Genomic DNA, 11,841 nt, shown 5'->3' with positions numbered 1-11,841 from the left:
CCGCAGCGAGCGAATTGGCGCGCACATAGGAAAAATCCCTCATGATGCAGCCTCCAATGCTGCCTGGCGGACAGCGGCGACGATGTGCGGATAGGCGCCGCAGCGGCAGAGATTGCCGGCCATGTATTCGCGGATCTCGTCGTCGGAGCCAGCATGGCCCTCACGAATGCAGGCGACCGCCGACATGATCTGGCCCGGCGTGCAATAGCCGCACTGGAAGGCGTCCTGTTCGAGGAAGGCAGCCTGCACGGGATGCATTTCGCCCTCCCGTGCAAGCCCCTCTATGGTGGTGACGGTGCGGCCTTCGGCTTGGGCGGCCAACGTCAGGCAGGCCAGCACGCGCTCGCCGTCGACATGCACGGTGCAGGCGCCGCACTGGCCGTGGTCGCAGCCCTTCTTGGTTCCGGTCAGGCCGAGGCGGTCGCGCAAGGCATCGAGCAGCGTGACGCGCGGCTCGAGTTGCAGATCGTGATGACGGCCGTTGATATCGAGATGAACTGGGATTGTTGTTTTTGTCATGGGCGCCTGGCTCCAGTTGCTTGACGCGAAGTCGGTTGATCTCATGGTGGGCCGGCGGGGGACCTGGCGCCCGCTGTCCGGCCCTTCGCTGTCGCTCCGGACCTTCGGGCGTTCGGCCCTTTTAAAAGGCCCACTGGACCTTTTGATCCGCCCGAAGGCGGACCGGGCCTTCACCGTTCGTCGGACGGGAAGCCGAGCAATTGGCTTCCCGTCCGCTAGGCGGATCTCACCTCACCCCAGCAGGTCTTCGATGCGGATCGGAAAGCGCCGCGGCCGCACGCCGGTCGCATGCCAGACCGCATTGGCGACGGCGCCGGCCGTGCCGGTGATGCCGATTTCGCCGACCCCCTTGATGCCGAGTGCGTTGACGTGAGGGTCGTCCTCGTGGACCAGCAGCGCCTCGACCGACGGAACGTCGGCATTCACCGGGACATGATATTCGGCGAGGTTGGCATTCTGGATCCGGCCAGAGCGCCGGTCGGTGATGGCTTCCTCATGCAGCGCGAACGAGACGCCCCAGATCATGCCGCCATAATACTGGCTGCGCACCAGCCTGGGATTGATGACCCGCCCGGCGGCGAACGCGCCGACCAGCCTTGTGACACGGATCTGGCCGAAATCCGGATCGACCTTCACCTCGGCGAACACGGCGCCATGCGCGTGCTTGGCATAGGTTTCCTGGGATGCCGGGTCCGCAGCGCCCTTGCCATGGCCCTCGATCTCGGTGAGGCCCGCGCGCGTGAGGATTTCGGCATAGCTTTCACCGCGGCTTTCATCGTCGCGCCGATAGAGGCGACCGCCGCGCGCCAGCACGCCTTCATTGCCGGCGCCGTAGAGCGGTGAGTGCTCGTCACCGGTGGCGAGATCGGCGAGCCTGGCGATGACGGCGGCACCCGCATTGTGGATCGCCATGCCGGCCGTCGCCGTGTGGCCGGAGCCGCCGGCAATGCCTGCATTGGGCAGATCGGAACTGCCGGCCCTGAAATCGACCTGGTCGATATCCAGTCCCAGTCCGTCGGCGGCGATCTGGGCGAAGGCGGTCCAGGCGCCTTGCCCCATGTCCTGCGCGCCGGTCTCCATCAGGCCGCTGCCATCGCTTCTCAGCACGGCGCGGGCCTCGGCCTGGAACATCAGGGCCGGAAACGTCGCCGTGCCGATGCCCCAGCCGGTCAGGAAACCGTCCGCGTCGCGCATCAGCCGCGGCTGAAGCAGGCGGCTCGCCCAGCCGAACGTCTCGGCCGCTTGCCTGTAGCACTCGCGCAGCGCCTTGGAAGAAAACGGCTTGCCGGTCATGGGCTCGACCTCGGCATAGTTCCGCAGCCGGAACTCCAGCGGGTCCATGCCGCAGGCGTGTGCCGCCTCATCGATGGCGCTTTCGAGTGCGATCGAGCCGGTCGCTTCGCCGGGCGCCCGCATGAACAGCGGGGTGCCGGTGTCCAACCGCACCGCATCGTGCGAGGTGGCGATGGCCGGGCTGGCATAGAGCGTGTGCGAGGCATCCGCCGCCGGTTCGAAGAAATCGTCGAACGTGCTCGACGCAGTCTTGGCGTGATGGTCGAGTGCCGTCAGCCGCCCTTCGCCATCCATGCCCATGCGCAGCGTCTGGCGCGTCGGCGCACGGTGGCCGACCGGGCCGTACATCTGCTCACGCCGCAGCACCAGCTTGACCGGACGGCCAACGAGGCGCGCCGCCAGGATGCCGAGCACCTGCGGCCCGGAGATCATGCCTTTCGAACCGAAGCCGCCACCCAGGAACGGGCTGCGGATGTGGACGTTTTCCGGCGCGATGCCGAACAGGCCGGCGATGCGGCCCTGCGCCATGGCAAGGCCCTGGCTCGGTGTGTCGATCGACAGTGTGTCGCCATCCCAGGCGACGACGATCGCATGCGGCTCCATGGCGTTGTGGTACTGGGCCGGCGTCTCGTAGGTGGCTTCGATCCGCGTCTTTGCGGATTTGAGGCCGGCCTCGACATCGCCCTTGTGCTGCACGGCCGGACCGCCGACACCGACACCACGCGGCACGAAGCTTTCAGCGCCGTCGAGGCCAACGCGCGCCGGCAGCACTTCATAGCGCGGCGACAGCAAAGCCGCCCCCTCGGTTGCCGCCTCCAGCGTCTCGGCGATCACCACGGCGATGCTCTGGTTGGGGTAGCGGACCTGATCGTTCTGCAGCAGGTCGAGCCGGAACATGAAGGGGTGGTCCTTGGCGTCCGGGTCAGCGGCGAGCGCCGGCCGGTTCTTGGGCGTCATCACCTCGACCACGCCCTGGTGCGCCTTGGCCGCCTCGATATCCAGAGCGGCAACGCGGCCGCGCGCGATGCTGCTGACCGCCAGCACGGCGTAGAGCATGCCGGGCGGGTGGTTGTCGGCGGCATAGCGCGCGGCTCCGGTGACTTTCAGAAAGCCGTCGCGGCGGGTCAGCGGCTGGCCGATGCTGGAGCCCTGCCGGGCATGGGCGGGTTGCTGGTTGAGGCTGAGTTCAAGCGACATGGCGCGCTCCGGGAATGTTCGAGAACGGGGAGGCAGGAAGGGCTGGCAGACGCTCGGGCGTTCCCGAAAGCGCAGATATCAGCGCCCTGACCACGATGCGGCGGGCAAGCTCGATCTTGAAGGCATTGTCGCCGGAGGGGCTGGCATCGGCCAAGGCAGCGTCCGCGGCGCTGGAGAAGGTCGCCTCGCTGGCGTCCGCGCCAAGCAGGACGGCTTCCGCCGTTCGGGCTCGCCACGGCTTGGCCGCGACGCCGCCCAGCGCCAGCCTTGCGGCGCGGATCTTGCCGCCATCGACGACGAGCGCTGCCGCGGCCGATACGACGGCAAAAGCATAAGAGGTGCGTTCGCGGACTTTCAGGTAACGGGCATTGGCGGAGAAGGAGGCCGCCTCCGCCGGCAGGCGCACCGCCACGATCAGGTCGCCGGGCTCTAGCGCATTCTCCCGCTGCGGCGTTTCGCCGGGAAGCCGGTGGAATTCCTCCAGTGTCACATGACGCCGGCCCTTCTTGCCCTCGATCTCGACCACGGCGTCGAGCGCCACCAGCGGCACGCAGAAGTCCGACGGGTGGGTGGCGATGCAGGCGTCGCTCCAGCCTAGCACGGCGTGCAGGCGGTTCTCGCCGCCCAGCGCATCGCAGCCGGCGCCTGGCTCGCGCCTGTTGCAGGCGCTGGCGGTGTCGTAGAAATAGCTGCAGCGCGTGCGCTGCAGCAGATTGCCGCCGACGGTGGCGGCGTTGCGAAGCTGCGCCGAAGCACCCGACAGCAGCGCCTCGGCCACCGCCGGATAGGATTTCGCGAACGCCGGATCGTAGGCAAGGTCGGCATTACGGACCAGCGCGCCGATGCGCAGGCCACCATCGTCCAGCCGTTCGATGCGGTTGAGCTCCGGCAGCCGGGAAATGTCGACGATACGCTCGGGACTGGTGATGCCGCCTTTCATCAGGTCGAGCAGATTGGTGCCGCCGGCGAGATAGGCCGAACCCGGCTCGGCTGCCGCGGCGATGGCGTCGGGGATGGTGGCTGGCCTGATGTAATCGAAATCTCTCATGCCGCGGTCCTCCGGTCGGCTTTGACAAGCTGTTGCTGGGCTTCCAGGACGGCCTCGACGATGCCGCCATAGGCCGCGCATCGGCATATGTTGCCGCTCAGCCCCTCACGGATGCGTTCGGGATCGTCGCCGGCCTGTGCCTCGGCGATCAGGCCGAGCGTGCTCATGATCTGGCCGGGTGTGCAGAACCCGCACTGCAAGCCGTCATGGGCGATGAAGGCGGCCTGCACCGGATGCAGTTCCTCGCCGTGGGCGACGCCTTCGATGGTCAAGACTTGGGCGCCGTCATGGCTGACCGCTAGCGCCAGGCATGAGTTGATGCGCTTGCCGTCGACCAGCACCGTGCAGGCGCCGCACTGGCCGCGGTCGCAGCCCTTCTTGGTGCCGGTGAGATCAAGCCGCTCGCGCAGCAGGTCGAGCAGGGTTACGCGTGGATCGACCTCCAGTTCGTGTCGGTGGCCGTTGATGGTGAGGGTGATGGGAAGGCTGGTCATGGGCGTCTGGCTCCAGTTGCTTGACGCGGATGGGATTGAACTGGTGCCTTGCCGCGGAAGGGCAAGGTAACCGTTCGGTCAGGTCTTGACGGCGAAAGCGGAGATGGCAGCGGATCTCCCGCGAGGCAGGCGGGCAGGGGAGATGTCGGCTTGCGTGTTCGAAAGACGTGACATACCGGTTCCCCTGATTATATGATAAAGGTGCTCCACTAAAACGGAGGCGCCTCCGTTTAATACGTGGTGGCTGAACCGGCCGGGTTCAAGCCCCCTGACACGATGTGGAGAAAAAATTGGCCAGCGAGCCGTCCGCCATTACAGAACAGAAGGCCGAGGCCGTAGACGCGAAGCCGCTGCGCGCCGATGCGCGGCGCAACCGCGACCGGCTGGTCGAGGTGGCGGTGTCGGTCTTTGCCGAGCGCGGCATCGATGGCTCGCTGGAGGAGATCGCGCGCCGCGCCGGCGTCGGCATCGGCACGCTCTACCGGCATTTCCCGACGCGCGAGCATCTGGTCGAGGTGGTCTATCGCCGGGAGGTGGAGGCGCTCTGCGCGGCCGCCGGCGAGCTTGCCCAGAAACATCCGTCCGATGTCGCGCTGGAACAGTGGATGCAGCGCTTCGTCGACTACATCGCCACCAAGCGCGGCCTGGCGACCAGCCTGCGCATTGTGCTCACCACCAATTCGACGCTGTTTTCCGACACGTTCGGCCGGGTGTCGCAAGCCTTGCGGCAGCTGGTCGAGGCGGCGGTGGCCGACGGCACCATCCGCGGCGACGTCGACGCTTCCGACGTGCTGCACGCGCTGGGCGGCATCTACTCAGCGCCCGACACCCCCGAATGGCGCGACCGCTCGCGCCGGCTGGTCAAGCTGTTGATGGACGGGTTGCGGTTCGGGGCTGCAAAGGCACAATGAGGCGACGAGATTCCGCCCGTGCAAAACCACACCTGTCGATAAATTGAGGGGACCCGATGTATGTAGGCCGCTCCTACAAAATAGTGGACTTCGCGCTGTGGTCGCGGCGCAGCGTCATCTACATGGTGGTGGTGAGTGGACTGGCCGTGGCGGCTTACCGTCTTCCAGGCATCGCCGGGTTTTCGGTGCCATGGTCGGTGGTGCTGGTGCTTGGCACCACCGTGTCACTCGTTGCCGGGTTCAAGAATTCGCAGGTGTTCACCCGCAGCAGCGACGCGCTGCAGGCTTTTACGCAAATTACGGCCAGCAGCCGGTTGTGGTCCAATTTCTGCAGGGATTTCCTTGACGCGCCGACGGCCAGACAGCTCATCTATCGCCACATCGCCTGGATGACGGCATTGCGTTTTTCCCTGCGCCGGCCGATGCCATGGGAATCCATGGCGCGGGCCGCCAATATCGAATACCGGCGGCGCTACCGCATCCATGAGGATGCGAGCTCGATCGCCGACGAATTCCGTCCGCTGCTCGCCGAACAGGCCGAGGACGTCCTGAAATCGCCCCAGCCGGCGATAGCCCTGCTCGAACTGCAATCTGTCCAGGTCAATGCGCTGTTCAAGGACACAAAGCTCCCTCCTCAGATCTATGGCGAACTGACCAAGCTGATCCGCGACTTCCATGACCAGCAGGCGCGCTGCGATCGCATCAAGAACAATCCCTATCCCCGGCAATACGCCATCGTCAGTTCGATGTTCGTGATGATCTTCTGCACGCTGTTGCCGTTCGGGGTCGTTCCCGTCTTTGCCGATATGGGCAAATTGGGTGGGGCGCTCGGGTCGATCGCGATCTGGCTGACGATCCCGTTCAGCACGCTGCTGGGCTGGGCTTACATGTCCCTCGACCAGGTCGGCGAAAGCAGCGCCAACCCGTTCGAGGGCAACGCCAACGACGTCCCGATCTCGCAGATTTGCCGCGACATCGAGATCGAGTTGCGCAGCGGGCTCGGCGAGGCCGATCTTCCCAAGCCCCTGATGCCGGTCAACGACATCGCGACCTAGGCAGGATCACGACGAAGGCGCGGACCCGACGGTCCTCTTCATCGTGCTGCTGGCGGAGGCCGCTCAAACGTCGAGGCAGACCTTGCCGAAATGCTTTTGGGTTTCGTAATGCGCGAAGGCGGTGGCGATGTCCTGCAGCGGAAAATGGCGGTCTATGACGGGCTTCAGCCTGATAGTCTCTATCGCCCGGATCATATCCTCCTGGTCGGCCCGGCTGCCGATGGAAATGCCGCTGATGCGGATCTGGTTGGAAAACAGGGCAGGGATAGACACTTCCGCCGCAAAACCGGTCAGGACGCCGACCAGCGCGATGTGACCGCCCGTGCGGCAGGCGATAATCGACTGCGCCAGCGTGGCGGGTCCGCCGACCTCGATCACGTGATCGACACCGCGTCCGCCCGTCAGATCCCTGGCCTTGCGACCCCAGTCCGGGACGGACTTGTAGTTGATGACGGCGTCGGCTCCGAGGCGCGTGAGCCTTTCCAGCTTCTGCTCGTCGGATGAGGTGGCGATGACCCGGGCGCCGGCGGCTTTGGCGAATTGCAGCGCGAACAGCGATACGCTGCCCGAACCGAGGACCAGCACCGCGTCGCCCGGCTTCACCTTGCCGCACACAACCAGGCCGCGCCAGGCAGTAACGCCCGTGCAGGTGAGCGACGCCGCCTCGACATGCGTATAGCCTGCCGGTGCCTTGGTGAAAGCGTGCGCCGGCATGCAGACATACTCGCTGGCGAAGCCGTCGAAACTGTCTCCCGGAATATCGCGCCGGGTGCAGGGCGTCATGTCACCGCCCAGCCACCAGGGATAGAAGACGCTGACGACTCTGTCTCCGGGCTTGAGTGCATCGACACCGTCGCCGAGGGCAATCACTTCGCCGGCGCCGTCGGAGAGCGGAACGCGGCCGTCGGCGAGAGGCATCTTGCCTTGCACGGCAAAGTCGTCGCGCATGTTCAACGCGCAGGCCCGGATCCTGACCAGAACCTCGCCCGGCCCTGGCTGGGGCGGATCTTCCTCGACCAGGTCGAGATTGCCCAAGCCGCCCGGCGCTCTCAGCCTGACCAGTCTCATTGTCTTCTCCGATGTGTGGGGTGTCTGGAATTGGAATGGTCTAGCGGGCCTGCCGGCCTGAGATCACCCGCAGCCAGGGCGCCAGATGAAAGGCGCTCATCAGCAGATACATCGCGGCCATGCCCGTGAGGGGCGAGGCGTCGATGCCCATGCACTGCATGGCCGCATCGCCGCTGAAGATGCAGGTGAGCAGCGCCATCACGGCGAAAGTCGGTGCCGCGGCAAGGCAAAGCCAGTCGGCCAGCCCGAGGGTTGCGGCTTCCGGGATCGTGCTGCCGGCACCGGTATGGATATCGCTCATCGCCTTAATCCTTGATGATCATGCCAGCCACGACAGGTTCCTCTCTCCACGGAGTGGGGAGAGGAACCCAGACTGAACAACCGTTACTGCTCGCCCTTGTCGCGGAATGCAGCCTCGCCGGCAGCAGACACTTCTTCCCATTTCTTGTCGGCCCCGGCGTCGTAATTGTCGTGCCAGTTCCACCAGGAATAGAGCGGGGTCTGCGGATAGCCTTCGGGCGAATCCTCCCAAATTTCCTGGCGGCCGAGCGGCGTCGCGTCGAGATAGCTCCAGACGGTGCCCATCGCCTCGTCGCCGCGGCTGTTGATGAGATAGGTGCGGAAGATGCGGTCGCCGTCATGGATGAAGACGTTGTGGCCGTGCCATTCGTCGACCCCGAAGTCCTTGTCGAAACTGTCCGTGATTGTGTACCAGGGCATCTGCCAGCCCATCCGCTGCTTCAGCCGCGCAATGTCGGCTTGCGGGGCACGCGAAGCGTAGGCAAGAGTGGTGTTGCGGGCGTTGAGATGGGCGAGGTGGCCGACCTGGTCGGCGCCCAGCGAACAGCCGCGGCAGGCATGATCGGGCCAGCCATGCACGCCGGGCTCGAAAAAGGCGCGGTAGACGATCAGCTGGCGGCGGCCTTCGAACAGATCGAGCAGGCTCGCTCTGCCGTTCGGCCCCTCGAACACATAGGCCTTGTCGACTTCCATCCACGGCATGCGCCGGCGCTCGGCGGCCAATGCGTCCTTGGCCCGCAGCGTTGCCTTTTCCTTCACCAGCATCTGTTCGCGGGCGGCTTCCCAGTCCTGCCTCGAAACGATCGGCGGGGTCTTCATTGCGATGTGCTTGGTCATTGGTCGTCTCCTTTGCCAGTCTGTTGTCGCTTGCTGTCAGCCAGAATAGGGCGGTGAAGCGCGGGGGTGGGAGTTACAAGTGTGACGGGATTTGCAGGAGCCGGCCCGTCGCAGCAGGGGTGGCGCATCCTCACGGTGCCTTCGGCCGCGTCATGGAGAGGAGTGTCGGTTGGCATTGTCGGTTCTCCCTTGGCGTGCCGCACGTTGCCGATAGAGTTGGCCGATGCGGCTTGCCGGTTCATGGTACGGATTTAAGTTAGGGCGGCGACGCACAAGGGTGGGAGTTACAAGTGTGACGGGATTTGAATGGATTCGCTGATCACCGCCGCGGCGCTGGCGCTGGCCGGAGGCGATCCGCTCGGCGCGCTGGATCGCGTCGCCCTGCGCGAGGATCCGCCGGCGCTGGCGCTGCGCGGCATCGCCATGGCGCAACTTGGCGATCTTGATCGCGCCAAGGCGCTGCTGCGGCGGGCCGCGCGTGGCTTCGGCCCGAAAGAGGCGGTTGCGCGTGCGAGATGCGTCGTTGCCGAGGCCGAGATCGCGCTGGTCTCACGCGATCTCGGCTGGCCGGCCAAGGCTTTGGATGCGGCGCGGGCGACGCTGGAAAAGCATGGCGACCGGCTGAACGCAGCGCATGCCGGCCACCTCAAGGTGCGCCGCCTGCTATTGATCGGCCGTCTCGACGAGGCCGAAGACGTGCTGGGCGGGCTCGATCCGATGCCGCTTCCGCCGGCCTCGCGCGCCGCCCACGAGCTGGCCGTCGCCGGCATCGCGATGCGGCGCCTCAAGACGAAGCGGGCGCGCAGGGCGTTGGAGTGGGCACGCCACGCCGCCCGCCAGGCCGGCATTGCGGGGCTCATCGCTGAAGTCGATCGCGCATTCCTGGCGCTGGACACACCGGCGGCGCGGCTGATCGCGGCTGGCGAGCAGCGCTCGTTGCTGCTTGAGGACGTCGAGGCGTTGCAAGCGTCGCCGGCATTGCTGGTCGATAGCTTTCGCTATGTCGTGCGCCAACAGGAGAAAACGGTCTCGCTGGCAACGCGCCCGGTGCTGTTTGCGCTGGCCCGTACGCTCGCCGAAGCGTGGCCAGGCGATGTGTCGAGGGCGAGGCTGATCGCGCAAGCCTTCGGCGGCAGGCACGCCGATGAATCGCACCGGGCACGGCTGCGGGTCGAGATCGGCCGGCTGCGCACCGAATTGCGCGGCCTGGCCGACATCGGCGCGACCAGCCAGGGCTTCGCGCTGGCGCCGCGCCAGGCACGCGAGGTGCTGGTGCTGGCGCGGCCGATCGAGGAGCGGCACGCGGCGGTGCTGGCTTTCCTTGCCGATGGTGAATCCTGGGCGAGTTCGGCGTTGGCGCTGGCGCTTGGCACCGGCCAACGCAGTGTGCAACGGGCGCTGGAGCAGCTTGGCGAGGCCGGCAAGGTGCAGTTTTTCGGTCACGGCCGGGCGCGCCGCTGGATGACGCCGCCGGTGGCGGGATTCACGACCACCTTGTTACTCCCGGCGCCGCTGCCGAGTGGTTAGTAGGGGACATCAGACCATCTCAGTGAGGACAAGGACATGAAACAGTCAGCGGCCGAAATTCTGCGCGAATACGGACCCTTTCCAGATGTGGAGAGGGTGCATGGGGTGAGTTTTGACGGCAACAATGTCTGGTTCGCCTCGGGCGAGAAGCTGAACGCCTTCGACCCGGAAAACGGCCAAGCGCTGCGCTCGATCGACGTCGCGGCGCATGCCGGCACCGCCTGGGACGGCCAGCACTTCTTCCAGCTTGCCGACGACCTGATACAGAAGATCGACCCTGATACCGGCCAGGTGCTGGCGACCATTCCGGCGCCGGGCGGCGGCGGCGATTCCGGGCTGACCTGGGCCGAAGGGACGCTCTGGGTGGGGCAATATCGCGAACGCAAGATCCACCAGATCGACCCGGAGACAGGGGCGATCCTGCGCACCATCGAATCCAACCGTTTCGTCACCGGGGTGACATGGGTCGAGGGCGAGCTGTGGCACGCCACCTGGGAAGGCGACCAGAGCGACCTGCGCCGCGTCGACCCGCGATCAGGCAAGGTTCTCGAGAAGCTCGACATGCCGGCCGGCATGGGCGTGTCGGGGCTGGAATCCGATGGCGGCGACCGCCTCTATTGCGGCAGCACATCCGCCGGGGTGGTGAGGGCGGTGCGCCGGCCGCGGTGAGGATGCGGCCGACGCCGAAGTCACACTTGCAGGCGCACTTCACACGGCAATTTGTCCGCTGTCGGCTGGTCGTCGCATCCTGTCGGACCTAGATAGGCTGTGCACCGGGCAGACCGCCCGGACCCGCTTTGCAAAGGATCCCCCCATGCCTGGACAGCCCATCATGCCCGAACAGATTGCATTGAACGACGGCTCCGCCATTCCCCAGCTCGGCCTTGGCGTGTGGCAGGTCGACCAGGATATTACCGCCGAGGTGGTGAGTTGGGGCATCGAGGCCGGCTATCGTCTGATCGACACCGCCGAAGGCTACCAGAACGAGGAAGGGGTCGGAGAGGCGATCCGCAGCGCCGGCGTGTCGCGGGCTGAGCTGTTCATCACCTCGAAACTGCGCAACGGCGCACACCAGCGCGATGCGGCGCTACGCGCCTTCGATGACACCATGGCCAAGCTCGGCATTGAGCAGATCGACCTGTTCCTGATCCACTGGCCTGTGCCCAGCCAGGACAAATATGTCGAGGCCTGGAAGACGCTGGTCGAACTCCGGCAGGCCGGCCGCATCAAGTCCATCGGCGTTTCGAACTTCAACCAGGACCATCTGGAGCGGATCATCGCGGAAACCGGCGTGACGCCCGTCGTCAACCAGATCGAGTTGCATCCCCAGTTCCAGCAGCGCGGTGTCAGGGACTTTCACGCCAAGCACGACATCCGTATCGAAAGCTGGAGCCCGTTGGGCAGCGGCCGGCTGCTCGGCGATCCGACCATTTCAGGCATCGCCAAAAAACATGGCAAGTCCGTCGCCCAGGCGATCATCCGCTGGCATCTCCAAGAGGGGCTGATCGTCATTCCAAAGTCAATCCGCAGGGATCGCATCGCCGCCAATTTCGATGTCTTCGATTTTGAACTGGATGCCCAGGACCTGCAGA

At 65.8% G+C, this 11,841-nt stretch carries 12 protein-coding genes; 5 read left to right on the top strand and 7 right to left on the bottom strand.

Translation table 11 applies throughout. The annotated features are described in order from the left end of the window. Nucleotides 1-39: 39 nt before the first annotated feature. From EN939_RS07075 to EN939_RS07060, 4 genes are all read right to left on the bottom strand, one after another. On the bottom strand, nucleotides 40-519 hold the full coding sequence (locus EN939_RS07075; protein ID WP_127267453.1) for a (2Fe-2S)-binding protein: 480 nt from the start codon (nucleotides 517-519) through the stop codon (nucleotides 40-42). A 231-nt stretch (nucleotides 520-750) separates the two neighbouring features. Next, a complete protein-coding gene (locus tag EN939_RS07070) occupies nucleotides 751-3,009 on the bottom strand; it encodes a xanthine dehydrogenase family protein molybdopterin-binding subunit (RefSeq protein WP_127267452.1) in 2,259 nt (752 codons plus the stop codon). Next, nucleotides 2,999-4,057 carry an FAD binding domain-containing protein gene (locus EN939_RS07065; protein WP_127267451.1) on the bottom strand — a complete coding sequence of 353 codons (1,059 nt, stop codon included), beginning with the start codon at nucleotides 4,055-4,057 and terminating at the stop codon, nucleotides 2,999-3,001. The genes EN939_RS07070 and EN939_RS07065 overlap by 11 nt, the downstream gene beginning before the upstream one ends. Next, complete coding sequence (locus tag EN939_RS07060) at nucleotides 4,054-4,551, bottom strand: (2Fe-2S)-binding protein (protein WP_127267450.1); 498 nt, start codon at nucleotides 4,549-4,551, stop codon at nucleotides 4,054-4,056. The genes EN939_RS07065 and EN939_RS07060 overlap by 4 nt, the downstream gene beginning before the upstream one ends. Nucleotides 4,552-4,841: 290 nt before the next feature. Between EN939_RS07060 and EN939_RS07055 the strand changes: the two genes are divergently transcribed. Both EN939_RS07055 and EN939_RS07050 read left to right on the top strand, forming a co-directional pair. Next, nucleotides 4,842-5,462, top strand: coding sequence for a TetR/AcrR family transcriptional regulator (locus tag EN939_RS07055; protein ID WP_127267449.1), 621 nt, complete (start codon nucleotides 4,842-4,844; stop codon nucleotides 5,460-5,462). Nucleotides 5,463-5,518: 56 nt separating this feature from the next. After that, a complete protein-coding gene (locus EN939_RS07050) occupies nucleotides 5,519-6,517 on the top strand; it encodes a bestrophin family protein (protein ID WP_127267448.1) in 999 nt (332 codons plus the stop codon). Nucleotides 6,518-6,580: 63 nt separating this feature from the next. Here EN939_RS07050 and EN939_RS07045 read toward each other — a convergent pair whose 3' ends face one another. The 3 genes from EN939_RS07045 to EN939_RS07035 form a co-directional block, all read right to left on the bottom strand. Further along, nucleotides 6,581-7,585: a zinc-dependent alcohol dehydrogenase family protein gene (locus tag EN939_RS07045; RefSeq protein ID WP_127267447.1), complete on the bottom strand. Its 1,005-nt coding sequence runs from the start codon at nucleotides 7,583-7,585 to the stop codon at nucleotides 6,581-6,583. 40 nt (nucleotides 7,586-7,625) lie between these two features. Then, complete coding sequence (locus tag EN939_RS07040) at nucleotides 7,626-7,886, bottom strand: hypothetical protein (protein WP_127267446.1); 261 nt, start codon at nucleotides 7,884-7,886, stop codon at nucleotides 7,626-7,628. 83 nt (nucleotides 7,887-7,969) lie between these two features. Next, nucleotides 7,970-8,722, bottom strand: coding sequence for a DUF899 domain-containing protein (locus EN939_RS07035; protein WP_127267445.1), 753 nt, complete (start codon nucleotides 8,720-8,722; stop codon nucleotides 7,970-7,972). A gap of 306 nt (nucleotides 8,723-9,028) precedes the next feature. On the opposite strand from EN939_RS07035, the gene EN939_RS07030 reads away from it, so the two are divergent. From EN939_RS07030 to EN939_RS07020, 3 genes are all read left to right on the top strand, one after another. Continuing rightward, nucleotides 9,029-10,249: a helix-turn-helix domain-containing protein gene (locus EN939_RS07030; RefSeq protein ID WP_127267444.1), complete on the top strand. Its 1,221-nt coding sequence runs from the start codon at nucleotides 9,029-9,031 to the stop codon at nucleotides 10,247-10,249. 36 nt (nucleotides 10,250-10,285) lie between these two features. Further along, nucleotides 10,286-10,918, top strand: a complete 633-nt coding sequence (locus tag EN939_RS07025; RefSeq protein ID WP_127267443.1) for a Vgb family protein — start codon at nucleotides 10,286-10,288, stop codon at nucleotides 10,916-10,918. A gap of 163 nt (nucleotides 10,919-11,081) precedes the next feature. Beyond that, nucleotides 11,082-11,841 (top strand): aldo/keto reductase (locus tag EN939_RS07020; protein WP_164750900.1); only part of this gene is annotated, 760 nt, incomplete at its 3' end.

This window comes from Mesorhizobium sp. M7A.F.Ca.CA.002.05.1.1, assembly GCF_003998335.1.
In the GTDB taxonomy this organism is placed as follows: domain Bacteria; phylum Pseudomonadota; class Alphaproteobacteria; order Rhizobiales; family Rhizobiaceae; genus Mesorhizobium.
The sequence above is the reverse complement of the archived record's forward strand: the minus strand, read 5'-3'. Positions and strand labels throughout refer to the sequence as shown.

Excerpts from the sequence above, each read along its gene's own strand:
- EN939_RS07040 (WP_127267446.1), bottom strand. The coding sequence starts at position 7,886 with ATGAGCGATATCCATACCGGTGCCGGCAGCACGATCCCGGAAGCCGCA.
- EN939_RS07025 (WP_127267443.1), top strand. The coding sequence starts at position 10,286 with ATGAAACAGTCAGCGGCCGAAATTCTGCGCGAATACGGACCCTTTCCA.
- EN939_RS07065 (WP_127267451.1), bottom strand. The coding sequence starts at position 4,057 with ATGAGAGATTTCGATTACATCAGGCCAGCCACCATCCCCGACGCCATC.
- EN939_RS07050 (WP_127267448.1), top strand. The coding sequence starts at position 5,519 with ATGTATGTAGGCCGCTCCTACAAAATAGTGGACTTCGCGCTGTGGTCG.
- EN939_RS07035 (WP_127267445.1), bottom strand. The coding sequence starts at position 8,722 with ATGACCAAGCACATCGCAATGAAGACCCCGCCGATCGTTTCGAGGCAG.
- EN939_RS07060 (WP_127267450.1), bottom strand. The coding sequence starts at position 4,551 with ATGACCAGCCTTCCCATCACCCTCACCATCAACGGCCACCGACACGAA.
- EN939_RS07075 (WP_127267453.1), bottom strand. The coding sequence starts at position 519 with ATGACAAAAACAACAATCCCAGTTCATCTCGATATCAACGGCCGTCAT.
- EN939_RS07045 (WP_127267447.1), bottom strand. The coding sequence starts at position 7,585 with ATGAGACTGGTCAGGCTGAGAGCGCCGGGCGGCTTGGGCAATCTCGAC.
- EN939_RS07030 (WP_127267444.1), top strand. The coding sequence starts at position 9,029 with ATGGATTCGCTGATCACCGCCGCGGCGCTGGCGCTGGCCGGAGGCGAT.
- EN939_RS07070 (WP_127267452.1), bottom strand. The coding sequence starts at position 3,009 with ATGTCGCTTGAACTCAGCCTCAACCAGCAACCCGCCCATGCCCGGCAG.